Source organism: Pseudoalteromonas sp. Xi13, assembly GCF_003952205.1.
Lineage (GTDB): Bacteria > Pseudomonadota > Gammaproteobacteria > Enterobacterales > Alteromonadaceae > Pseudoalteromonas > Pseudoalteromonas atlantica.
On sequence record NZ_CP034439.1, the window covers coordinates 1,616,987 to 1,638,851 of the forward strand.

Sequence of the window (21,865 nt, forward strand, 5' to 3'; positions counted from 1 at the left end):
TTGTACAAAAGTTTTTGTTAAATGAAATAATTTCGGCCTTTATTACGCTTCGGATGGCATGGCTTCGCCCTTTATCCGACCTACGAATTAGCTTTTTTCACAAACTTTGCTGTTACCATCATTTCGCCAATGCCATCTACTTTGCAATCTAGCTCGTGATCTTTTTTATCAAGCACACGCCTTACGACTGCTTTTGTGCCAATTTTAATGACTTGTGAGCTGCCTTTAATTTTTAAATCTTTGGCTACGGTTACTTTATCGCCATCACTTAGCATAGTGCCATTGGCATCTTTAACTAAAATTGCGTCTTCATCGTTTGTACTGTTTGGGTTCCATTCATAGGCGCATTCAGGGCAAATAAGCAGTTGTTGGTCTTCGTAAACATATTCAGATTCGCACTGTGGACAGGCAGGGTGTGACATTTTTAACGCTCATAAAATATTAATTTTACGTATTTTAATCTGCATTAATAGGAAAATATAGTTAATCAATATTTTTTATCTTCACGCTAAAAATATCTCGTTTGTGTGGTTTTTAAAAAGGGCATATAAAGCAGATGTCGCTTAAGCAATTTAAGCGCTAACACTTACAGTAGGTATTTGTTAAAGCACCCATCGTATTAAGTGATACGCGCAATGCCCACTTAGTACGCTGGGTGTTTCTATTTATAGTGCTGAGTATTTTATTAGGCATGCTTTTTATATTTCTGACTTAACTAGGAAAAGTCGTGTTTAAAACCTTAATAGTGGTTGATAACAACGAGCAAACACTTGCTCAATCGTTCGACAATGTAATTACGTTTAATAGTTACTTACGTGATTACCCAAAACATAATGAACCTAAAACCCGCATTATTAATTTATGCGACTCAAGCCAATACTTGAGTAAAGGTTACTATTGCTCATTACTTGCAGAGGCCCGTAAACACCAAGTATTACCCAGCGTTAAAACAATAAACGCGCTTCGAAGCGGTCAAGCTCCTATGTTAAATATTGGCTCTATTGATGGCGAAATTTACTTTGGTAATGCCTTAAACGAGCTACAAAGCAAAGCGGCTAAATCGGTATTTAAGCAATACCCAGCACCTATTTTATATGTAGATGAGCAAGGCTTGTTACAGCAAGGTTCGCTTAGCACTTTAAACGACGAGCAATACAGCAATTTTGTAGCGAAACTAAATACGTTTACTCAAACCCAATGGCGCATTGGTACTGTGCAGCGCCGTTTTAGATGGGATATGGCAATCCTTGTTGATCATAACGAAAAAGTACCACCGAGCGATAAAGATGCCATAGCCCGCTTTATAAAAGCAGCGGCTAAGCATGGTATTAATGCTCAAGCATTAAGCTTTGAAGAAATAGACAACATTGCCCAGTTTGATGCGTTATTTATTCGCCAAACTACAGCAATTGACCACCCAACGTATCGCCTTGCAAGCAAAGCACAAAGCCTAGGTTTAGTAGTAATTGATGATGCTGAATCTATTTTACGTTGTTGTAATAAAGTGTATTTACACGATGCGTTTAATTATCAAAAAGTGCCGAGCTTAAAAACGGTGGTAGTGGCTGATCAATCAGCGCAAACGCTTGAGCAATTAGAAGAGGCTTTTACCTATCCGCTTGTTTTAAAAATGCCTGAAGGGTCGTTTTCTAAAGGGGTATTTAAAGTTGCAAACCGCAGTGAGCTTGAAGCTAAACTAACCGAGCTGTTTGAATATAGCGCATTGGTACTTGCACAAGAATACATGTATACAGAATACGATTGGCGAGTAGGTGTATTAAATGGCCGCGCTATATATGCGTGTCGTTACTTAATGGCGCGTAATCATTGGCAAATTTATAATCATGATGCTAAACGGTTTTTCTCTGGTGGTTTTGAAACGCTACCTACCTTTGAGTTACCAAAAGTTGTTTTAGATGCCGCTTTAAAAGCATGTAAAACTGTGGGCAAAGGCTTATATGGCGTAGATGTTAAAGAACATCAAGGCAAAGCATACGTGCTTGAAGTAAATGACAATCCAAGTATTGATCACAAAGTAGAAGATGGCTATTTAGGCGACGAGCTATACATGATCATTATGGACGAATTTAAACAACGCCTAGAAGCGCGAGGCCGTGGCTAATACATGAGTAACCTTGTTATTCGAAAAGCACTTAGCAGTGATTTAACCGCACTAATAGACCTTGAAAACGCTTGCTTTAATAACGACAAATTGAGCCCACGCAGTTTAAAGCGTTGGCTAAGTGCTAAGCACGGTATTTTGCTCGTTGCAGATAACGGCGAGCAAGTATGCGGCTATGGGCTGGTGTGGTGTCATAAAGGCACACGTTTAGCGCGTTTATATTCGCTTGCTGTAAAACCCATAATGCAAGGTAAAGGCATTGCCAAAATGCTATTAGCTGAGCTTGAAAAACAAACCAGTGAGCGTGGCCGGCTTTACTTACGATTAGAAGTGGCGGTAAATAACGAAAGTGCGATAGGGCTCTACAAAAGCTTGGGTTACAGAGTGTTTGGTCAATATAGTGATTATTATGACGATCATAGTGATGCACTGCGAATGCAAAAAAATATTCGCCAAACGTGTGAGCTAAAAGTAGCGCGGTTAACGCCGTGGTACCAACAAACTACCGAGTTTACCTGTGGGCCTGCGGCGTTATTAATGGCAATGGGGGCACTTAAGCCAACAACCGAGCTTAGCCAATCACATGAGCTGGCACTTTGGCGCGAAGGCACCACCATTTTTATGACATCGGGTCACGGTGGTTGCCATCCGTTTGGTTTAGCGTTGGCGGCTAATAAACGCGGCTTTAAAAGCGAGGTAATGGTAAATACCACAGAGCCTTTGTTTTTAGATGGCGTACGTAATGAAAATAAAAAAGTGGTGCTTTCAACAGTACACCAACAATTTGTAGAGGGTATAGCGCAGGCAAATATACCGCTTAGCTATAAAGATGTTGAGCTTGAGCATATTGAGCAGTGGTTAAGTCAAGGCTTTAGTGTGCTGCTACTAATTAGCACATACCGGTTTGATGGTAAAAAATCGCCCCATTGGGTGTGCGTTACCCACCTTGATGAGCACTGCGTGTATGTTCACGACCCGTTTTGCGAGCCAGGAAGCGATAAACAACTCGCAATAGATTGCCAGTACGTGCCTATAGCGCGAAGTGATTTTAGTAAAATGTCAGCATTTGGTAGCCAACGTTTAAGAACCGCAGTAGCCATTGCTAATAATTAATAGGTTTTAAGTAAAGAGTGACTTTTTTAGATTTAATTGATGTAGCCCCTTATTCGTGGGCGGCCATTAGTACCGCCGCTTTTTGCGGTGCCATAATTGGCTTAGAACGGCAATTGCGCGGTAAACCTGTGGGTATCCGTACATCTGCGCTCATAACGCTGGGCACGTATTTGTTTTTATCGACCGCGTTTAACTTACAAGGCGATGTGATTGATCACTCTCGTGTAGTGGGGCAAATAATTACAGGCATTGGCTTTTTAGGCGCTGGCGTTATGCTTGCAAAAGACGGCGCTGTAGTAGGGGTAACCTCTGCTGCAACCATTTGGGTGCTTGCCTCAATTGGCGTAATGATAGCCACCGACAATTTAGGTGCAGCTATTAAACTTTCGGTGCTGGTGGTTGGTATTTTATACGGTGTAGATGTACTGGAGGCAAAATTTAAAAGCCTAAGCAAAGGCGTGCACACTAAAGTAAAAAATTATCAAAAACGTTACTACCGAAAAGACTTTAACGACACAGAAAGCCACTGATTTAACGCCACTAATTTAGTGGCGTTATTATATGAGTGTATTAGCTAAAGCGTGACTGCTTGGTACTCTATTGCCTCGTTAATAGGCGCAGGGCGACCAATAAAGTAGCCTTGGACGTTATCTACTTTTAGCTGCCTCAATGTGAGAAGCTCTTCTTTATTTTCGATACCTTCAGCTACAATCGTACAATTAATTGCTTTTGCAAAACCACATAATGCTTTTGCGAGTAAAAACTTTCTTTGATCGTTATTTATATTTTCAGTCAGGCTTATATCAAGTTTTATAATATCGGCTTCTAGCTCCAGTATGTGCTGAAAAGACGAAAACCCAGCACCTACATCGTCAATAGCTAATTTTACGCCTTTATTTCTCAATGGCTCAAGTGCAGCGCGCATAGCTTGGTAATCTAAAATAGGCGAGTGCTCTGTGACTTCTAATATACTGCGGGTGCAATCAACATTTTGTAATACATTATTAATTGAGCCCGATAATATATGTGCAGGGGATGTATTTATAGTCACGTAGGCATGTGGGGCAAGTTCATCCATACAATGTAGGGTGTTTTGTATAGCAAGAATTTCTAGGGCTTCACCTAGTCCTAAGTTGTCGGCATCTTTAAACCATACATCGGGGGTTTTGTAAGGTTGAGTAAAAAAGCGTGAAAGCGATTCATAACCCGATAGCCGATTCGTCGCTAGGTTAAAAATGGGCTGAAAATAAATAGTGATGGCATTTGTTTTTATAATATTTTCAATCAGTATTTTTGTTTCATTACTTATGGTGTCTGATTGTGATCTTTGTTCAATGAGCTCGGTAGCAAGCTCTGAAATTAGTTTTAAAAAAGCCAGATCTCTATCATTTAAATCGTCATCAAATGTGGTTTTATAACAGCAAAAGGTACCATAGGTTTTACCTGATGCTAAAACAATCGGTACACCTATGTAAGCGCCTATATTTAACTTTTTGGTGACCGGCATAACCTTAGTAATAGGGTGTTTATGTGTGTTAGGAATTATTGGTTCAAGGTCGTTGTCTGAAATTTTTTTACAGTAAGTCTCACAAATAGGATCTGAATTACCTACTGATACGCAGTGGTTATCGGTATGATTATCGACCACCTTAAAAACCCGATCTGTTTGTGTAAATTCTGATATAAACGCCACATCCATTGTAAGATGTTTGCGCACAAGCGAAAGTAACCTTAATAACTTTTCGTCCACTGAGCCATTATTTTGTTGTTCAAAAAGGTGCTGTTTTATTTCATCGCTCATACAATAACCTAGCTAGGATTTTAGCTAATAGTGTAATTTATATAAGGAAAAAAGCCACTTAATTGCAGCTTTGTATTAGCCAAATAGTTTTCTTCGTACTACTTTTCTGTACTCGCTTGGCGTTTGGCTAAGCACTTTTTTAAATACGCGGGTTAAATGACCTTGGTCGTTATAGCCGACCTCAAGTGCCACCTCTTGAATCGTTAAATTAGATGAAGCTAATAACTCTTTAGCGCCTTCTACCCGTAATTGTTGCCAATATTCTATAGGGCTTTGATTAGTCGCAAGCTTAAAGCGGCGAGTAAATGTACGGTAACTCAAACTAAATTGGGCGGCTACTTCTTGTAAGTTTAACTCGCTGGCTAAATTAGTTTTAAGCCAAAACTGAATTTGCGCTATGAGTTCATCTGGATGGCGGTCAACCGCGCCTTCAAGGTAACGCTGATCTTCGTATGGTTTACGTACTTCATGCGAAAAGTTACGCTCTACATGTTGAGCTGCTGCTTTGCCATAGTATTGGCTAATGATATGAACGATTACATCGGCAAGGGCATTTAAACTTGCCACCGTATACATGCGCTCAGACTGGGTGATAAAAAAGTCGGGCTTTAAGCGCACTAACGGGTAGTCGTTGCTAAATTGTTTTGCATAATGCCAGTGGGTTGTTGCAGGGTGCCCATCCAGTAAGCCCGCTTCTGCAACTAGGCAATTACCCGTACCTACACCAATTATATGACTGCCGGTTTCAAAGCTTTCTTGTAGCCATTCAACCACTTCTTTATTAGTACGAACGACAGGGCGAGGGTTTCGCCAAATCCCAGGCACAATAATTAGGTCGTTGTAGGGCGCGTTATGGGTGGTGCAGTCGGGAACTATGGCAAGCCCAGTGCGGTTTTGTATTGGCTCATTATTTTTAGCAATCAAATTTATACTAAGCGGTCTAAAATCCGTGTGGCTTAAATGGCCTTTTGCATAAACCTCACCCGCTCTTAGCATTTCAATAGGCAGTGTTAAACTGGTAATAAGTAAATGCGGGTACACTGCTATGGCAATATTTAACGCTGGGTTTACTGATTTTTTATGCATGTGAATGCTCCGACCAGTACTTTTTGGCCTTTAATGCTGAATATTTGGCTATTAAAGCACAAAGCGCTTTGGTTAATCCAATTAAACTGTTTGCTTCTCCTATAACACGTTTTAAAGGTTAATTATGACAGCATTACCCGTAATAGTAGGCATGGGTGGTATTAACGCCGCTGGCCGTACTTCTTTTCATCAAGGTTACCGCCGTATCGTGTTAGACGCATTAAACGCACAAGCTCGTAGTGAAACATTTTTAGGCCTCGCCACATTAATGAACTTAGTACGCGTTGTTGATGGTCAATTACAAGACACAAACGGTAATGATGTTGAGCAAAGCGACATAGAAGCACGCTTTGGTGAGCAAATTATTGCTGGCACACTTATTCGTAAAATTGAAAAAGAACATTTTGACGCAGATGCCACGCCTTGGCAGCAAAAGATGACGTTAAAGTCCTCTGATGAAAATGCAATTGTATTTGAAACGCGCGCACGCGACTTACCAACCCCGGTGCCTGCCAGTTGGAAAGTTCAAGAGCTTGAAGGCAAAAAAGTAAAAGTGACTATAGCGGCAGAGCTAGATGTAAAATTAGATTCTACCCGTGATAACCCAATTAAATCGGCAGGGCAGTTTCCTACCGGGTTTGATCCATCAATAATGTATAACAGCCGTTACCAGCCACGTGGTTTGCAAGCCACTATATTTGCAGCAAACGATGCCATTAAGTCAACTGGTCTTGATTGGCAACGCATAATGAATAGCGTAGAGCCAGATAAAATTGGTACTTATTCAGCCTCGGTTATTGGCCAAATGGACGACAAAGGATTAGGCGGTTTAGTTAAAGCACGCCAGCAGGGCGATCGTGTTAGTACAAAGCAATTAGCACTTGGCCTAAACACGATGTCGACTGATTTTATAAACGCATACGTTACAGGTAATGTAGGTACTACGTTTTCTACCTCGGGTGCATGTGCCACATTTTTATATAACTTACGCGCTGCAGTAAACGATATTCAAGCAGGGCGCACCCGTGTTGCGGTGGTAGCAAGTGTTGAATGCGCTATTACGCCTGAAGTAGTAGAAGGCTTTGGTAATATGAGCGCCCTTGCCAATGTTGAAGGCCTGCGCCGTTTAGATAATTTAAGCAGTGAACAAGAGCCAAATTACCGTAAAAGCAGCCGCCCATTTGGCGAAAACTGTGGTTTTACATTAGGTGAAGGCGCACAAGTGGCCATTTTAATGGACGATGCGTTAGCACTTGAACTAGGTGCAGACATTATGGGCTCAGTACCTGATGTATTTGTAAATGCCGATGGTATTAAAAAATCAATCACCTCACCGGGCCCTGGTAACTACATTACAATGGCCAAATCTGCAGCGCTTGCAACAAGTTTATTAGGTAAAGAGGCGTTACAAAAGCGCAGCTTTATTTTAGCGCACGGTTCTAGCACGCCGCAAAATAGAGTAACAGAGTCACTTATTTATCATAAAGTGGCACAAACGTTTGCCATTGATAGCTGGAAAGTGACGGCGCCAAAAGCTTATGTAGGGCATACAATTGCTCCCGCCAGTGGCGATCAGCTCGCTATTGCACTGGGTGTATTTAGCCATAATATTATGCCGGGCATTACTACCATAGATAAAGTTGCCGACGATGTTTATGCTGAACACTTAGATATACGTAACAGCCACTACGATTGTGGCGACATGGACATAGCCTTTATAAACTCAAAAGGTTTTGGCGGTAATAACGCCACTGCTACTGTACTAAGCGCTAAAGTAACACTTCAAATGCTTGCTAAACGCCATGGTGAAAAAGCGCTGAGTGATTACGCTGATAAAAACACATCCGTTGTTGCTGCGCGAAATACCTATAAAGCGCAAGCTGACCTTGGAAAGTACGAATTAGTATATCGTTTTGGTGATGGCGCCATTAACGATAACGACATTGTAATTGGCGAAGACGGAATAGAGCTTCCCGGTTTTGATAAAGCAATTTCGTTTAATACAACCAACTCCTATCAAGATATGTTTTAGAAGATGAGTTTTGCATAGGTTAGCATAATTTTATACCCCCCGTTTTTGCTGGGCTGTAGCGTAGACATAAGTTATCAAAGCTTATAATCGGTACAGACCCAACATGGACCCATCCCCAAAAATAGACCCGAAATGGACCCACAGTGGACCCACTTTTTTATTCTAAAGTTATAAAGATGAAATATAGTTTCTGTATTGTTTAGGTATGAGCTGAATATAACCTTGAACTAATACTCCGCATTACTTACTATGTACAAAAATGTTAAGGGAAAGATAACGTGAGAGAAATTAAGAAACCCGCTTTTAATATAGGCAACGAAAGTGTTGAAGTATATCTTACAGCTATGACAGCAAAAGAAATTTTTAGTTTTTCAAAAGTATCAAGAGTAAACGAGAACCCTGATAAAGGATATCAAAGACATCTTAATGAGAGTCGTGCTAAATCTATTGCTGAATATTTAGACTCAGGAAATATCATTCCCGGTGCAATCATTTTGAGTACACAACAAGGCGTAGAAATTAGCTATGAAAATAACGAATTGTCTATGACTTTAGACAATAACTCTCTTTTTGTTATTGATGGGCAACATAGACTATATGGGTCACATATAGCAAAAACAGATGTTCTACTGCCTGTTTGTATTTTTAATGGGTTAGATCAAAAAGCTGAGGTGCAATATTTTATTGACATTAATTCAACCCAAAAGGGTGTTCCTAAAACACTAAGAATTGAATTGATGAAGTTTCTAGCTGAAGACGAAACTTCCATTGATACACTTCGAAGTAAACTTTTCTCTGAACTCGGTTCATCTCCTGAGTCACCGTTGTACGGAAGAACGAGCGCAACAGCTTCTGCTCGTGGGAAAGTTACTTTAGTCCCTTTTAAAGATGCAATTGATCCATTACTTGAAGGCGATGTTTTATCTCAGTTCTCATTTGAAGATAAGAAAAAACTATTAATTAATTATCTTTCAGCGACAGAAGGTGTTCTAGAAGAAATCGATGGGAATAATGATAGGTTGACAACATCTGCATTTTTTCAGGCAATTTTTAAAATTTTTGATAAAGTATGTCGTATGTCATTGACCCACCATAAAAGTTACTCTAGCTCTTCAATGAAAAACATATTAACTGGAATAAAACCAATTGACTTTTCCAAGCACTCAGGTTCAAACCAAGCCACGGTAAGTGGTATGGCAAAAGAGTTTTCTGATTTACTCGATATTTATAGTAAAAGGATGGGTGAGCCAACAGATCTTCTCTAAAATGATTTCACAAGCATTAACAAATAAAGTACTCAAAAGTTTAAGCTCACTGAACTATACATATGGTGATAACCCAACTAGGTATTCATTTTCAGGAACTTTTAAGGAATCATTAATTAACAACCATGTTGATAAAGAAGTTTCTGTCATTAGTTCAAGTGTACTTGAAGTTAAAATGAAAAAGTCAGATTATTTATCAGCTATAATTACAGATTTATTTTTTGGTAAAGAAAGAGTTGAACGGCAGAATCAAAATATTCAGTCCCAGATAGAATCAGATCAACAAGCTGCATGGATACTTGTCTCAACTTATTACGCTTCATATTTTCTTGCGTGTGATATAGCAAAGTTAAGCGGCCAATTTATAACTAACTTAACAGCTAGTAATATTCAATCATTATTGTCAAATACAGTTGAAGGTAATCCTAGTTCATTCAAATCAGATAGTGATGCAAGTCTTGCTATCACTGTTTCACTGAGTGAATTTCAAAATGAAGTTTGTTTAAGGCTTGCTAGGACTGCAGCAAAACCTCACAAGGTGGCTTGGCATAACTTATATGGTGTTTTTCGAGAAGTTAAAGTTGAATCTAACGAGATAAGTTTACATCGTTTCAAGGATATTATTAGCTCTGATAGTACCAAATGGAGGCTACCAAGCACAGTAAGAAACGAATGGAATTATAGTGCGATTAACCTCTATGGGGTAAAGGGAGATAAATTAGCTAGTGATTTTATAAAAATGCTGAAAAGTCCAGGTTCAAGTATCAAGAGGTTTAGTAATAACACTCTACATCCTAGTGAAGAGAATATTACATCTAGTATCGGTTATGTTTATGAGGTTTTAAATATATCTTATACGAACATCATAAAGAAGATATTTAATGTTTGAAAATAGATTTTAAATACTTACTTCTCTGGATCGATTGATATACCAAGTCATAGTTTATGCCCTAATATTTTATTATAAATACAGACCCAGCCTGGATCCACTTTTTTGACCATAAAGACTCAAAAAGCACTGAGTCTTTTACCCCAAAGCTCAATATTTTTAATCATCACCACACGACAAAAGTTGCAAGTTTTAAGATCTTAACTTAAATTGGTACAAAATAACGAGTTAATATCATTGAGAGGTCGCGTGAGATTATTCGCTTTATTACTTTTGTTGTCCTTCACAGCTAACGCTGAAAGTATAAGAAACAAGAATCATGGCACTTTGATAGTCTCAGAAGTAACCTCAATCTATGACGGCGATACCTTTAGAGCTAACATAAGAGGACTTCATTCCTTAATAGGGGAGCGAATCGGCATTCGAGTAGCTGGTGTCGATACGCCAGAGATGCGCGGCAAGTGTAAGCAAGAAAAAGATCTAGCTCGCCAAGCAAAGCAAGTAACCGTTGAAGCTTTACGTTCGGCAAAGGTTATTGAGCTTAGGAATACAAAGCGTGGTAAGTATTTTAGGATAGTTGCTGACGTATACGTGGATAACAAAAGCCTGACTGACATTCTAATCAAGTCAGGCTTGGGTGTTGCTTACGATGGTGGCACTAAAGCTCGTAGCTGGTGCGTTTAGGCAACGAACCTGTTGGTTGCTTCGGCCCAAAAATAGGTGATAAAAGCTCCTGTTCCATGGTATTAGGAGTATGAATACATTGAGTTATTTTCATACTTGATAAACTACTTAGATATTGTGGCCCTAATATATTCAGCAACCTGATCAACTGGGAGCGGTTTTGAAAAAAAGTATCCTTGGATTCTAATATCTTTGTACCTAGATAAATGGTTAATTAGCTTTTCATCCTCAACCCCTTCAACCACTACATTCTTGCCTAAGTCGTAACAAATAGTGATTATAGTATCTAAAAGCTTTTGTTCTTTAGTATTTTTATCGGCTCCTAAAGTGAACTCCCTGTCTATTTTAATAATGTTTGCTGGCTGGTTAGCTAGGTAAGATAAGCTTGAAAAACCAGTCCCAAAGTCGTCGATAGCAACATTAAGGCCCGAGGCGATTAGTTGAGTCAATGTTTTTTCTATCGTGGTTTTCTCTTGAAAGGCAGACTCAGTAACCTCTATTGTAAATTTACGGTAATCGATATTGTTTTGTGTAAGCTGGTACTGTAAATCAATTGCAAAATTTTCTTTAATGAGTTGTTTGGTTGAAAAGTTAACAGCCACGCTTATTTTTTGTAACTCAGGGTAATGACCGATGTCACGAATAACTTGATTTAAAACGTATTTACCTACTTGTACTATTTGACCTGTAGTTTCAGCTATGGGTATAAACTTCGCTGGGGAAATCCATCCATCTTGGTGAGGCCACCTAACTAGCGCTTCAACCGCTACAACTTGGTTCCCACTTAAGTTATGTATAGGTTGATAAAATACTTGTAATTCGTTGTTCTTGAGCGCTGAATCTAGCTTATTACGGATGGTAGTCTTTTCATTAAATTTATCATCCATAGATTGTTTATAAATTTGTATTTGATTACCTCCAAGTTCCATAGACCTTTCAAGTGCGATGTTGGCTTGTTGTAAGTTTAGTTTAAAATTAAATGATTTAGGGCTATCGTAATAAACAACTCCAGCGCTTGATGTTAGGTTGAGCTCAAATTTGTCAATGCAATAAAATTTCGATAATTCAAGTAGTATAGCTTCAACTTTGTGTGTAAGAAAAACTTCTGAAGTATTGATATAATATAAAACAAAACTATTATTAAATCCTTTTGATATTAGCACATGATTGCCACTATTAGCCTTTATTTTTTCAGCAGTTTGTTTTGTTATTTGATCACTAATTTCATAGCCTAAAGAGTTTTGTATCTCATCAAAAAAGTCTATTTTGATTATAACTACTGCAAAATTATTGCATTTCTTTATTGAACAATACTCTGAAAACTTATCTTTTAAACTTTTTAGTTTTAAAAAACCAGTTAATTCATCGTGATTTGCATTAAACTCTAAGATTCTTGAAGAGTCTGCAACTAGTGTAAAGATAAATACGAATAGGAAAGTGAGCCATAATATTGATTGGTCAATTATTGTGCTTACATGTATTGCCTTATAATCACTTAGAAAGTTATAAACTTTATGTTCTACTAAATCCATTACGTTTATCTTTTCCATAATAAAGTTAATATAACGACTAGTTAGCTCGCTCAATTCAACTCGAGTTTTATTTTTATAATCGACTGAAAAGTAAGTGCCTGGTGTCAATTCTAAAAATGCATCAAATTGACCAAGATATTTTAAATAATTTTTCTCTATCAGTAAGTTCATATCTAATAAATTTAATACATAGTAACGATTTTGATCAGCGAGTGTAACGCGAGCCAGAAACATTAAAATTGGTGTATCCGAGTCCAAGCTGAGAGAGTTGGCTGCGAATCGAACTTCCTCTGAATCGCCTTTTATCCACGAACTTATCGTAGGTTTATTAATCATTCCTTCTGTGAAAAAATTTGTGGAAAAACTATCAGTTGCGATATGCTGGAGCTCATCATCAAGTACTAAAACCCCTTTAATTACATCATAATCCGCTTTATAGTTCATTGCATCTATTCTAATTAGACGTCTGAAATCTTCGAAATTAACTTTTTCTACCCTGTTTTTTAGTCTAGCTAGAGCTTTTTTCTGTGCGAGTAAAGAGTTGTTCAACATAGATCCGACTAGGTGCACTTTTTCTCTTGCACTGGCATCTTGAGATTTGACTAGTTTTAAAGATACCTGATGCCACACTACTGATCCAGTTAATACAATTATTAATATGATTAAATTTAAGTTGTTGTTTTTTATTGCTTTTACATTTCCGTGAAAAGCTTTGATAGTAAATGCAGAAAGTATAGTGAACGTAAAAATAGCTGATAACGATAATGTAAATGGGCTATCATCGATGCCCCATAGGTCATAGTTAATCTGCATGTGAAATAAAAAAGAAAATTGTACAAATAGAAGGCACAATGCACTTGCAGAAGCTATAGCGGCGCAAAACTTCTTAGTACTTAGGTCAATTTTCTTCGTTATTGATAGTACGGCCGCAATTATTAATGAGTTTACCGCCACTGTTGGGCTAATTACCTCCATTAACTCATACCCAAGAAAAGTAGATTCAGCCATTCCCAAGGCAAAAACAATACAGTGGAAATACAGAATTGCATTATACAGTATGCTAGACGCACTTCTTGAAACATTAAATCTCATAAATATCCATTAAATTCATTAGCATGCTCCACTTAGTTTAGAAGGCAGATATCCATAATTCAATTAAACATAAAGTAAAAATAATAATTAAAGTCACTATGTTAATAGGTACTTAATGTGTATTATGTACTACTTAATGGTTGTTGTATTTATATTGTATAGGAATAAATTATTACATGGAAACTATTAAAAATACTATTAATAGGAATTGTAATGATTAGAAATTTACGAATAGGCTTTAGAACTCTATCCACTTTCGCCGTAACAGCAATAATTACCGTGCTTGTCGCCGCAGGTGCTTTTGCACAGCTATCGAAACTTAACCAAACTACCGAAGTGATAGCCTCCCATAGGTTGCCCGCTATAATTACTCTAAGTGAGCTCCGAAGAGACGTACTTCTGATGCAGGTTATAATCAATGAATTATCTGATGTCAGCACAACAGAAAAAATTTCATATCTTAAAAATAGAATGAGGAAAATCAATCTGCATTACACCGAGTATGAAGAAGAGATGTCTCGTTACTCAAAAACACCTGAATCAAATATAATATTAAAAAAAGTAAAGGCTTTACATAATGAGATGTTATCTCAGCTCCCAGCTCTATATTCACTAGTAGACAACAAAAAAATAGAAAATTTTGTATCACTTCGGGAAGAGTCATTCATGCCTATAGCGAGAGAGTTGCGCCTTGCTTTAGATGAATTTTCAGACTTTCAAAGAGCTAGAGCAAATGAAAACGGTCTAGAGGCAAAAAGTACTTTTGTTTCATCCAAAAGACTTGTCGTCTTCAGTCTATTTTTGTCAGTTTTGGCTACGTTGGTTTTGGCATACATTTATACAAAAAGTTTAGTTCTACCCCTTCGTAGGGCCGTTGCCATAGCTGAAAAAATTGCAAGTGGTGATTTGACCCAGGAAATTATCGATCCTGCTAGGGACGAGGCCGCTGACTTATTAAGAGCTCTTGCTGAAATGCAAAATAAACTTAGAGATGCTCTATCGCGCATCGGAACTTCTTCAGAGCAATTAGCATCTACCTCTGAAGAGCTAAATGTTGTAACTGCTCACTCCTCAGATACAGTTGATAAGCAAAGCGACCAAATAAATATGGCTGCTAGTGCTGTTAGTCAACTTAGATCTGCAATTGAAGAGGTAGCTAAAACTGCATCATATACTAGTAACAGTGTCGAAGTAGCAAACAAGAAAACTGTAGCTGGAAAAGAAAAGATATTAGATACAATAAACTCAATTAAATTATTGAGGTCTGACATCAAAATATCTGGGCAAAGTGTACGCCAGTTAGTCAATAACATAAAAGATATATCAACCGTTTTAGAAGTAATACGTAGCATAGCTGAACAGACTAATTTATTGGCATTAAATGCAGCTATTGAGGCAGCAAGAGCTGGTGAAAATGGGCGTGGTTTCGCTGTGGTAGCTGATGAAGTCCGTGCACTTGCTTATAGAACCCAAGAGTCAACAAAAGACATAGAAAAGATGCTTAAGTCAGTGGATGAGGTTACAGTTAAAACTGAGAGCAGCATGAATAAAAGCAGCGAACTTAGCACGTCTAGCCTTAGAGTCGCGGAAGATGCCGGGGCTGCTTTTGAAGAGATTTTATTACTCGTAAATGACATTAATAGTCAAAGTGCAACGATTGCAAGTGCTGCGGAAGAGCAAGCCACTGTCGCTAAAGAAGTAGACACAAACTTAAATCTCATTAAAGTATTATCTTCGGAAACTTCAGAGGGCGCGGACCAGACATCTGCATCGAGTACTGAACTTGCAAAATTGGCGGATCGTTTAAACGAGCTTATACTCAGGTTTAAGCTTTAGAGGCTTATTATTGTTTGAGTACAGTATTTACTTTTAGCTCGTAAGTTAAGAACCTACATTTATATTAAAATGCCAAAATTATGAAATGAAGTACCAAAAGAATGGTTATACATTTATACTGTGTATATATACAGTATAAATTTGGTGCTTATACAATGCTAACAGAAAACGCCCAAGTTGGGCCTCAACTTACAGACTTAGAAAGCACGCTAGATTCAGCTTTTATCAAAGATTCTACGTTTATTGGCCGTGCCAGCGGTCGAAGCATGGAGGGCGTAGGAATATATGACGGTGATATATTAATTATCGATAGGGCACAAAACGTAAAGCATTATGATGTCATCGTAGCGTGCTACAACGGTTTATTCATATGCAAATTAGCGGATATGAAGAACAATCAGCTTGTGTCCGCTAGCCCAGATTATAAGCCAGTTAAAATCAAGGCAACCGACGAATATTGTGTAGAAGGGGTTGTTACGCAGTCGATAAGGATGCACAGGGGCAGTTCTAGGTTGGGGTAGCTCGAAATTTTATTGGATCGTATATTTTGTTGTAAAAGGGAATAGGCTTTAAACTTCGCAAAAAACTGTATACTGTAGTTTTATTTTATGTTCAGGTTTAAATATCTATGAGTAGTAGCGGTAGCTTATATTTCGTAATTGTTTGTTTGGTCTTGATTGCGGGGGTAATAATTGGTCAAGGCTTCGAGTTTAAAGTAGAGCTAAAAGATCTACTTACACTTGGCGCTACGCTCGGTACTTTATGGTATGCAAGTAATGGTCTAAAACATAATAGAAAAATTTATATGAGTTCAATAACGCCTGTGATTGAAAGGTTCATAGCGCTTGATGAGGACAAGTTTGCATATAAGTTTAGTCTCAAAAACTATGGTACTGGTTCTGCAATTAATTTTAAGTATACGGTTACGCGAGGCGAGCAGGAGCTCACAGTTAAAGTTCTTCAAGAGCAAATTTTAGCTATAGGTGGGTGGATTAAATTAGAAATTGGTTCTGAATTAGGTATTTCGGCAAATTCTTCCTTAAATATACTCAGCTTTTCAACGAAGAAAAAAGAGGTATATGACAGTATACTAATGCAATTACGTGAATACTCTTTGGAGCTTAGCTATTCGTCTATACAGGGCGATGAGTTTAAGAAAGAGTTTTCCTTAGTTCCGTAACAGGTAGTATGTGTGATGTGCCCGCAAAAAGCGGGCGTAATCTGTTAATCGATAACTACATGCCCCTTAATGAGCTGTCTATGCTGAATCCAACCACGGAAGTTACCTGACCAGCGAGCACCATCTACGTCAAAGTGCGTAACACCAATACGTTTAGCTTTGGCCTTCGTTAGCTTATGGTAATTAGGAATAGGTGTAGCTTGATGCTCGAAAGGGGAGGCATGAACACGGTCGCCCGAGGTCAATGACTCAAAGATACGCAGCGCCTTGTCTAGTGACATATCAAGCGTACGGTAGCTAACCTGCGCGCAGCACGAAACAGAAATGATAAGTAACTCTTGTAGCTCATACTTCTCACGCATTTCATCAGTGATGTATGGTAAGTGCCATTCCTGATAGCCTAGTTCATTAGGAACACTGTTATTTAAGGCCGTGCTTATTTGACGTGCGAGTTCACGTATCTCTGGTTGTGCGTCTTTGTGGTCGCGTAACCATAAGAAATTCGCCCACCCCGTCGATGTAACCACAACCTTCATTGTTTGGAAGGCCTCTAATATACGATTCGAGACTTGTTTGTGTAGCTTTACCTTTTCCATCCCCCAATGAAACATACATGCCGCTTTCGATGCACCTTTCCACAAAGCGCGTGCTAAGGATGACGGGAGGGTCTTTAAAGTCGTTTGGGCTTGCATACCACTCTGGTTCGCGCCCCAATGTATTGGCAACTCTGGCGTATTCCATACTTGCTGTCTCACTTTCTTTGTTGGTATAGCGCGCGAGCTTGCACTGTTTCGTGAAAAGACACGATGAGTCATAAGCTCAGCGTGAATGAATCTAGGGTACTCTAGTTCTGCTGTTGTAATACGTACGCCATTTGCGATTAAATCTGCAATAATCTTTACTGTTATCATATTTATTAGTGTTACTGTTTAAGCCAGTCGTTAAAATTTTCTACATGTATGAGTAAACGCCCATCTTGCGCTCTGCGCCAGTGCTTTTCCTCAAATAGCTGTCCACGCTTAATTTTGCTACGTAGGGCGGCAACGGTGTAACCCGTTGCCTTAGCCATAGCGTTAAGCGTTACCCACTCAACGTTAAAAGCCATATTAACCCCCATTTAGTAGTAGGTGTTCTGCGGCGATAGGGAACAGCTCAAGCTGTCTAGCACGCGCGATTAACATTTCGTAGTCACCCATAGAGGCAGATATAAGGGCAACTAAAAGCTCGAATTGTTCTCTTTCAAATTCTTCAGCCATTGCTGATAACATGCGAATCATGCAATAGCCAACGTCCTCAGATACAAAGTTGGGTCTGTATATAAGAGCGTTCTTAATGTAATAATTTCTTTTTCCGCGTTCCAAGTCGGTTGTGTCTTTCAGGCCATAGCGCCAAATGTATTTAAACGCGTTACCTGTTGCAAAATCCATATGCCTAATAAAGTGAATAGCCTCCACTGAACGGGTATTGTAGTGGGGCGATTTTTCTATAATGTCGTGTTGTTGTGCTGAGTCAGGCATTTAAATTCCTTTAGTACACACTCGTACTCTATCTAAATTTTCTCCCCCTAGCTTGCGGATTATATACAGACACGACTCTAAAAACGTCGTCTTTAGGGTCAACTAAATAGCGTCTTCCACCTTGCCAGAGTTGTTCCAAGATCTCCCAGCCTTCTTCGGTTTCTGATAGCTCACCAAACACAATTGGTTGTCCCTTCTTACGAAGGTAAACCACTCTGTCGCCAGCTCGTACGTTACCCTTTGGGTTAACGAGCAGCATTGACCCTTTTCTTAGGCCGAAGTCGTCGTAATCCACTTCTATGAAATACGACTCGTCGCATTCGAGTATGGTTTCTACAAGCACTGACGGGTTCGTTGGTTTACGACCCGACAATGTTGCTAATACCCGTAACGGCTTCTCGGGAACAGTGTCCGAGGAAGCACCGAAGTCAGATAGTTCTAGCCCTGTAAAAGCAGTGAACTTGGTCAAAAAGTCAGTGTTAAGCGGAATCGTCCCTCTCAGATATTGACTGAAAGCCGACTGGTTCATGCCCATAGCTTTTGCTGCTCTGGCCTGACTTAGCGCCGTAGCATCTTTATGGGATGACCATGCAAGCTGTACTTTCTTTAGTACATCATTACTGTATTCCATCTTAAAAATCCCCGTTGTGGTTGTGTTGCTTATACATAATTTAACAGTAGCACTGTTACATGTCAACGCATATGTTAACGTTTGCTAAGACATGAACACCACATTCGGAGTGGCCTCCAGCCGATCTAGCCTCCTTATAATCGATGGTCTGAAAGCCCCCCCTCTAATGTAGTTTCCTCAATAAATGCTGCTATAGCTGTGTAGTTTAATTTTTCTGCACGATTGGCAAATTCTTCGGCGGTTATGCCGTTAACCCATTCGCTAGGGTCAGTTAGGACAACACCACAAACTTGTCGTTGATGTTTTATGGCTTCGCAGCCGATGATCACTACTGCAAGCTCATTGGCCTCTACAGCTTCATTAAGCCACAATAGCTGCTGTGCAGATAAGTTGGGCTTAACGAACGTCGTAGGCCGCTTGGGTAGTGTCTTTATGAATTTGTACTCAGCCCATAATGGGCGTTTTCCATTGCGGTGCCGATAAAATGCGTCAGGTACGCCACCCGCGAAATTATCGTTGATTTTCCACGTACGCATTATGTCAGAACTCAGCTTCTTGCCGACGTTCGCTGTGTACTGTGACTCAATCATTACAGGCCTAACGCCTCTAGTCGTTTGAATAGAGTAAGTGCTTGTGCCTCCGCATCGAATAATGCGTGATGAGCAACAGTCGGCTCAACTCGCTCAACGTGTGGTGTTAGGTTTTTGATAGTGCGGTAGCACATGTCACCTCGGTATGACCAAGGGCGGGGGAGGCCACAAATCTTGTAGGCTTCGGCTATCAGCACATTGTCCATCGTTGCGCCATTACCCCACAGGCGAATTTCGTCGGCAGGTACATCTTTCGATTGTTCAGCGATAAACTCGCTTAGCTCGATTAGTGCGTCTTTAACTGGCTTATGTGCGTAGTTACCCTTGAACTCGTCACGCGCTGCTTGCTCTTGCTGTAGCCACCATAGGACGGTGCTCGCGTCGATGCGGAAACCCGCTTTTTGGCTATCTTCGAGGCTAATACGAGTGTAGTAACCTTTGCGTATCTTTTTGCTTTTTAAATCCATTGGAACAATGCCGATTGACAGAATCGCGTCACCTGCGTTCGTGCCCATAGACTCGATGTCCACCATGTAATCGCTGACCATTATATTCTCCTTTTACCATTGGCCACCAAAAATTTAAGGCGCTAATGTAAAGTATTGTAAAGGTGTTTTGAGGTGTTAATTTTATGAAATCTAATAAAAAATTAATTGTTAACTAAAGATTCAAAAAATAGTAAATTTTTATGATCAAACTTTAAACATTCATTCATTTTGTTTTAATGTTTCACACAAAAAAGCCGACCCTAAAACGAGTCGGCCAATGCCCTAAAGTGGTAGGGCTATTATGCTGCTTCGGTCTTTGAAGCAAATAAAGCGCTATACATTTCAACAGCTTGATCGTATAACTCGTCAGGAGCATGAGCTACAAGTGATACGTCGTAGTTGAAGAAATTACCTGAGCTATTAGACTCAGACACAACGCCTAATTGCCACACACAACCAAAGCGAGGGTTGCCTTGTTTTTCTTCGTCATTAATCAGGGTATTCCAGATACGTGACTTTTTGACTTTAACCCCCGGCATATCAAGTAGTGCAACAGATTTCGGATTACCTTCGTCGTCTAGAAGTAATACTAGGTGAGTAGGGTTCTCAGAAATATCATGGTCTTTAACCGCTAGACCTTGTTCTTCTAGTGCGTCTAGGGCTTCTTGTTCTGTGTCATATGAACCGACCATACCGCCACCTAACTTACGCTTACGCCATACAACGATTTTCTTCGTAAAGCTTAAATTGATTAGAAAAAGCGACGTGTACAGTTCTTCTGTAACGCTATTCATGATCATACCAGCTTGCGCACCTTCAACTTGTTTAGGGTTGCCAGGCTCTACTTCTGGGTTGATCATTTGTAACAGTTTCAAGCGAGGAATGGCTAAATCGTCTGTGGTTACATTCTCTGAGCCACGGCCAACGTAATCGCCACGTTCTTCGATAGTTGCTACACCGCCGAATTTTTCCGCTTGAACAGCTACGTTAGTGTTATTCGCCATGATGGTATTCCTTATATTCGTTATTTGTTAATCGTTAATGAGTCATTGGATCAAATAGTTTGATCGAAAAACCCCCAACAACTGACTAGGAAGTAGGGGGTTAGCAAGCAACCACAACAAGTACATAGAGAGAACCAGTTGAGGCCGCAATATTAGTATCACTGTTAATTCAAGTCAACAGTGTTACTAATTAATTTTTTCGTACCGATAGTTTTCGCACTTGTACAGGTTGTACCCCCGCTAGTGTGTCGCCCATCGAGATAAGCTCTCTAAATGGTGCTGCATTGACTTTACGCTGTAGAAGGTAAAACGCATCATTGTCTTTAATGTGCTCGTACAATGCGTCCCAATCCGTAACAGAGGGTTGTGTTTCTTCGCTCATAGATACAGCGCCTACGCCAACGTAAGCCACTTTTTCGCCTACTTCTAAGGTTGCCTTTAGGTAGTTCTCAAGCTCGGTTTTACGCTCTTTCAGGGTTTTTAATTGCTCTGCTTCAATTAGAGCTATCTCGCGACGAACGCGAAATAACTCTGTGACTACAGCCTTGCGGTCTGGTAACTCGCTAGCTGGTACATCTGATAGGTCAAATTCTTCATTTAATTTCTCTGCTGCTGACATTTTATGCTGCCTCTTGTTCTGTGTTTTCAGTTAATTCCTTTGGGGCACGGCAACCCGCGTCGAAGAATGCGTATAGTTTGTCCATTGCTTCGTCGAACGCTTGTACTTTTGTTACTGGTGTAGTTTGCAACTTGGCTTTCAGGCGTTTGCACTCGGCGGTTAGCTTCGTTATCTCGTCAAGGTTCAAGTCGGCCATAGCGCTTTTTAAACCTTCTTCGGCTTCGACTAACTTCTCACGTGTTTCTTCGAAGTCGCTACCGAACTCAACAACTTGCTTGCGCGTGTGGCGAACGTCTTTAACGGCCTCGTTGAACGCTTCAAGGTCAAAGTCTGCTGCTGTGATTTGGAATTTGTTTAAAGGTAAGTTGCTCATAATGGTTCTCT

At 39.6% G+C, this 21,865-nt stretch carries 23 protein-coding genes; 10 read left to right on the plus strand and 13 right to left on the minus strand.

Features of this window, described 5'->3' with window-relative positions:
* Positions 1-80: 80 nt before the first annotated feature.
* Positions 81-422 carry a zinc ribbon domain-containing protein YjdM gene (locus EJ103_RS07295; RefSeq protein WP_126006791.1) on the minus strand — a complete coding sequence of 114 codons (342 nt, stop codon included), beginning with the start codon at positions 420-422 and terminating at the stop codon, positions 81-83.
* Positions 423-727: 305 nt separating this feature from the next.
* Between EJ103_RS07295 and EJ103_RS07300 the strand changes: the two genes are divergently transcribed.
* From EJ103_RS07300 to EJ103_RS07310, 3 genes are read left to right on the plus strand one after another with little or no spacing between them, the layout of a single operon-like run.
* Positions 728-2,122, plus strand: a complete 1,395-nt coding sequence (locus EJ103_RS07300; protein ID WP_126006793.1) for a RimK family protein — start codon at positions 728-730, stop codon at positions 2,120-2,122.
* Between the two features lie 3 nt (positions 2,123-2,125).
* Positions 2,126-3,235, plus strand: coding sequence for a GNAT family N-acetyltransferase/peptidase C39 family protein (locus EJ103_RS07305; RefSeq protein WP_126006795.1), 1,110 nt, complete (start codon positions 2,126-2,128; stop codon positions 3,233-3,235).
* Positions 3,236-3,252: 17 nt separating this feature from the next.
* Positions 3,253-3,765 carry an MgtC/SapB family protein gene (locus EJ103_RS07310; protein ID WP_126006797.1) on the plus strand — a complete coding sequence of 171 codons (513 nt, stop codon included), beginning with the start codon at positions 3,253-3,255 and terminating at the stop codon, positions 3,763-3,765.
* Positions 3,766-3,809: 44 nt separating this feature from the next.
* On the opposite strand, the gene EJ103_RS07315 is transcribed toward EJ103_RS07310, so the two are convergent.
* Complete coding sequence (locus EJ103_RS07315) at positions 3,810-5,036, minus strand: EAL domain-containing protein (protein WP_126006799.1); 1,227 nt, start codon at positions 5,034-5,036, stop codon at positions 3,810-3,812.
* Positions 5,037-5,111: 75 nt separating this feature from the next.
* On the minus strand, positions 5,112-6,122 hold the full coding sequence (locus EJ103_RS07320; RefSeq protein WP_126006800.1) for a helix-turn-helix domain-containing protein: 1,011 nt from the start codon (positions 6,120-6,122) through the stop codon (positions 5,112-5,114).
* Positions 6,123-6,246: 124 nt separating this feature from the next.
* Here EJ103_RS07320 and EJ103_RS07325 point away from each other — a divergent pair, with 124 nt between their 5' ends.
* From EJ103_RS07325 to EJ103_RS07340, 4 genes are all read left to right on the plus strand, one after another.
* Positions 6,247-8,154, plus strand: a complete 1,908-nt coding sequence (locus EJ103_RS07325; RefSeq protein ID WP_126006802.1) for a beta-ketoacyl synthase — start codon at positions 6,247-6,249, stop codon at positions 8,152-8,154.
* Positions 8,155-8,432: 278 nt separating this feature from the next.
* The gene (locus tag EJ103_RS07330) at positions 8,433-9,419 is read left to right on the plus strand and encodes a DGQHR domain-containing protein (protein WP_126006805.1); all 987 of its coding nucleotides are present in this window, start codon (positions 8,433-8,435) and stop codon (positions 9,417-9,419) included.
* Positions 9,397-10,308: a hypothetical protein gene (locus EJ103_RS07335; protein WP_164521615.1), complete on the plus strand. Its 912-nt coding sequence runs from the start codon at positions 9,397-9,399 to the stop codon at positions 10,306-10,308. The genes EJ103_RS07330 and EJ103_RS07335 overlap by 23 nt, the downstream gene beginning before the upstream one ends.
* Positions 10,309-10,557: 249 nt before the next feature.
* Complete coding sequence (locus tag EJ103_RS07340) at positions 10,558-10,992, plus strand: thermonuclease family protein (RefSeq protein WP_164521616.1); 435 nt, start codon at positions 10,558-10,560, stop codon at positions 10,990-10,992.
* A 104-nt stretch (positions 10,993-11,096) separates the two neighbouring features.
* Here the strand turns inward: EJ103_RS07340 and EJ103_RS07345 are convergent, their stop codons facing one another.
* Positions 11,097-13,616, minus strand: a complete 2,520-nt coding sequence (locus tag EJ103_RS07345) for a bifunctional diguanylate cyclase/phosphodiesterase (RefSeq protein ID WP_126006808.1) — start codon at positions 13,614-13,616, stop codon at positions 11,097-11,099.
* A gap of 213 nt (positions 13,617-13,829) precedes the next feature.
* Here EJ103_RS07345 and EJ103_RS07350 point away from each other — a divergent pair, with 213 nt between their 5' ends.
* The 3 genes from EJ103_RS07350 (at position 13,830) to EJ103_RS07360 (ending at position 16,632) form a co-directional block, all read left to right on the plus strand.
* Positions 13,830-15,452, plus strand: a complete 1,623-nt coding sequence (locus tag EJ103_RS07350; protein WP_126006810.1) for a methyl-accepting chemotaxis protein — start codon at positions 13,830-13,832, stop codon at positions 15,450-15,452.
* A 155-nt stretch (positions 15,453-15,607) separates the two neighbouring features.
* A complete protein-coding gene (locus EJ103_RS07355) occupies positions 15,608-15,973 on the plus strand; it encodes a S24 family peptidase (RefSeq protein ID WP_126006812.1) in 366 nt (121 codons plus the stop codon).
* 107 nt (positions 15,974-16,080) lie between these two features.
* Positions 16,081-16,632, plus strand: a complete 552-nt coding sequence (locus EJ103_RS07360) for a hypothetical protein (RefSeq protein WP_126006813.1) — start codon at positions 16,081-16,083, stop codon at positions 16,630-16,632.
* Positions 16,633-16,676: 44 nt separating this feature from the next.
* Here the strand turns inward: EJ103_RS07360 and EJ103_RS07365 are convergent, their stop codons facing one another.
* The 9 genes from EJ103_RS07365 to EJ103_RS07405 form a co-directional block, all read right to left on the minus strand.
* Positions 16,677-17,543 carry an FAD-dependent thymidylate synthase gene (locus tag EJ103_RS07365; RefSeq protein WP_126006815.1) on the minus strand — a complete coding sequence of 289 codons (867 nt, stop codon included), beginning with the start codon at positions 17,541-17,543 and terminating at the stop codon, positions 16,677-16,679.
* Between the two features lie 11 nt (positions 17,544-17,554).
* Positions 17,555-17,737, minus strand: a complete 183-nt coding sequence (locus tag EJ103_RS07370) for a hypothetical protein (protein WP_055253325.1) — start codon at positions 17,735-17,737, stop codon at positions 17,555-17,557.
* A 1-nt stretch (position 17,738) separates the two neighbouring features.
* The gene (locus EJ103_RS07375) at positions 17,739-18,149 is read right to left on the minus strand and encodes a DUF3310 domain-containing protein (RefSeq protein WP_126006817.1); all 411 of its coding nucleotides are present in this window, start codon (positions 18,147-18,149) and stop codon (positions 17,739-17,741) included.
* 28 nt (positions 18,150-18,177) lie between these two features.
* Positions 18,178-18,780, minus strand: a complete 603-nt coding sequence (locus tag EJ103_RS07380; RefSeq protein WP_126006819.1) for a helix-turn-helix transcriptional regulator — start codon at positions 18,778-18,780, stop codon at positions 18,178-18,180.
* Positions 18,781-18,914: 134 nt separating this feature from the next.
* Positions 18,915-19,370 (minus strand): hypothetical protein, encoded by a 456-nt coding sequence (locus tag EJ103_RS07385; RefSeq protein WP_126006821.1) that lies wholly within the window; start codon positions 19,368-19,370, stop codon positions 18,915-18,917.
* On the minus strand, positions 19,370-19,918 hold the full coding sequence (locus EJ103_RS07390) for a 3'-5' exonuclease (RefSeq protein ID WP_126006823.1): 549 nt from the start codon (positions 19,916-19,918) through the stop codon (positions 19,370-19,372). The genes EJ103_RS07385 and EJ103_RS07390 overlap by 1 nt, the downstream gene beginning before the upstream one ends.
* A gap of 239 nt (positions 19,919-20,157) precedes the next feature.
* Entirely contained in the window at positions 20,158-20,862 is a 705-nt protein-coding gene (locus EJ103_RS07395) for a hypothetical protein (protein WP_055253336.1), read from the minus strand.
* A gap of 190 nt (positions 20,863-21,052) precedes the next feature.
* The gene (locus EJ103_RS07400) at positions 21,053-21,481 is read right to left on the minus strand and encodes a hypothetical protein (RefSeq protein ID WP_126006825.1); all 429 of its coding nucleotides are present in this window, start codon (positions 21,479-21,481) and stop codon (positions 21,053-21,055) included.
* A 1-nt stretch (position 21,482) separates the two neighbouring features.
* Positions 21,483-21,854 carry a hypothetical protein gene (locus tag EJ103_RS07405; RefSeq protein ID WP_126006827.1) on the minus strand — a complete coding sequence of 124 codons (372 nt, stop codon included), beginning with the start codon at positions 21,852-21,854 and terminating at the stop codon, positions 21,483-21,485.
* Positions 21,855-21,865 lie beyond the last annotated feature (11 nt).

What these genes read in the sequence shown, in the direction of transcription:
- EJ103_RS07345 (WP_126006808.1), bottom strand. Translation starts at nt 13,616, where the DNA reads ATGAGATTTAATGTTTCAAGAAGTGCGTCTAGCATACTGTATAATGCA.
- EJ103_RS07385 (WP_126006821.1), bottom strand. Translation starts at nt 19,370, where the DNA reads ATGATTGAGTCACAGTACACAGCGAACGTCGGCAAGAAGCTGAGTTCT.
- EJ103_RS07405 (WP_126006827.1), bottom strand. Translation starts at nt 21,854, where the DNA reads ATGAGCAACTTACCTTTAAACAAATTCCAAATCACAGCAGCAGACTTT.
- EJ103_RS07375 (WP_126006817.1), bottom strand. Translation starts at nt 18,149, where the DNA reads ATGCCTGACTCAGCACAACAACACGACATTATAGAAAAATCGCCCCAC.
- EJ103_RS07380 (WP_126006819.1), bottom strand. Translation starts at nt 18,780, where the DNA reads ATGGAATACAGTAATGATGTACTAAAGAAAGTACAGCTTGCATGGTCA.
- EJ103_RS07295 (WP_126006791.1), bottom strand. Translation starts at nt 422, where the DNA reads ATGTCACACCCTGCCTGTCCACAGTGCGAATCTGAATATGTTTACGAA.
- EJ103_RS07360 (WP_126006813.1), top strand. Translation starts at nt 16,081, where the DNA reads ATGAGTAGTAGCGGTAGCTTATATTTCGTAATTGTTTGTTTGGTCTTG.
- EJ103_RS07400 (WP_126006825.1), bottom strand. Translation starts at nt 21,481, where the DNA reads ATGTCAGCAGCAGAGAAATTAAATGAAGAATTTGACCTATCAGATGTA.
- EJ103_RS07365 (WP_126006815.1), bottom strand. Translation starts at nt 17,543, where the DNA reads ATGATAACAGTAAAGATTATTGCAGATTTAATCGCAAATGGCGTACGT.
- EJ103_RS07315 (WP_126006799.1), bottom strand. Translation starts at nt 5,036, where the DNA reads ATGAGCGATGAAATAAAACAGCACCTTTTTGAACAACAAAATAATGGC.
- EJ103_RS07395 (WP_055253336.1), bottom strand. Translation starts at nt 20,862, where the DNA reads ATGGCGAATAACACTAACGTAGCTGTTCAAGCGGAAAAATTCGGCGGT.
- EJ103_RS07305 (WP_126006795.1), top strand. Translation starts at nt 2,126, where the DNA reads ATGAGTAACCTTGTTATTCGAAAAGCACTTAGCAGTGATTTAACCGCA.
- EJ103_RS07370 (WP_055253325.1), bottom strand. Translation starts at nt 17,737, where the DNA reads ATGGCTTTTAACGTTGAGTGGGTAACGCTTAACGCTATGGCTAAGGCA.
- EJ103_RS07355 (WP_126006812.1), top strand. Translation starts at nt 15,608, where the DNA reads ATGCTAACAGAAAACGCCCAAGTTGGGCCTCAACTTACAGACTTAGAA.
- EJ103_RS07320 (WP_126006800.1), bottom strand. Translation starts at nt 6,122, where the DNA reads ATGCATAAAAAATCAGTAAACCCAGCGTTAAATATTGCCATAGCAGTG.
- EJ103_RS07350 (WP_126006810.1), top strand. Translation starts at nt 13,830, where the DNA reads ATGATTAGAAATTTACGAATAGGCTTTAGAACTCTATCCACTTTCGCC.
- EJ103_RS07325 (WP_126006802.1), top strand. Translation starts at nt 6,247, where the DNA reads ATGACAGCATTACCCGTAATAGTAGGCATGGGTGGTATTAACGCCGCT.
- EJ103_RS07390 (WP_126006823.1), bottom strand. Translation starts at nt 19,918, where the DNA reads ATGGTCAGCGATTACATGGTGGACATCGAGTCTATGGGCACGAACGCA.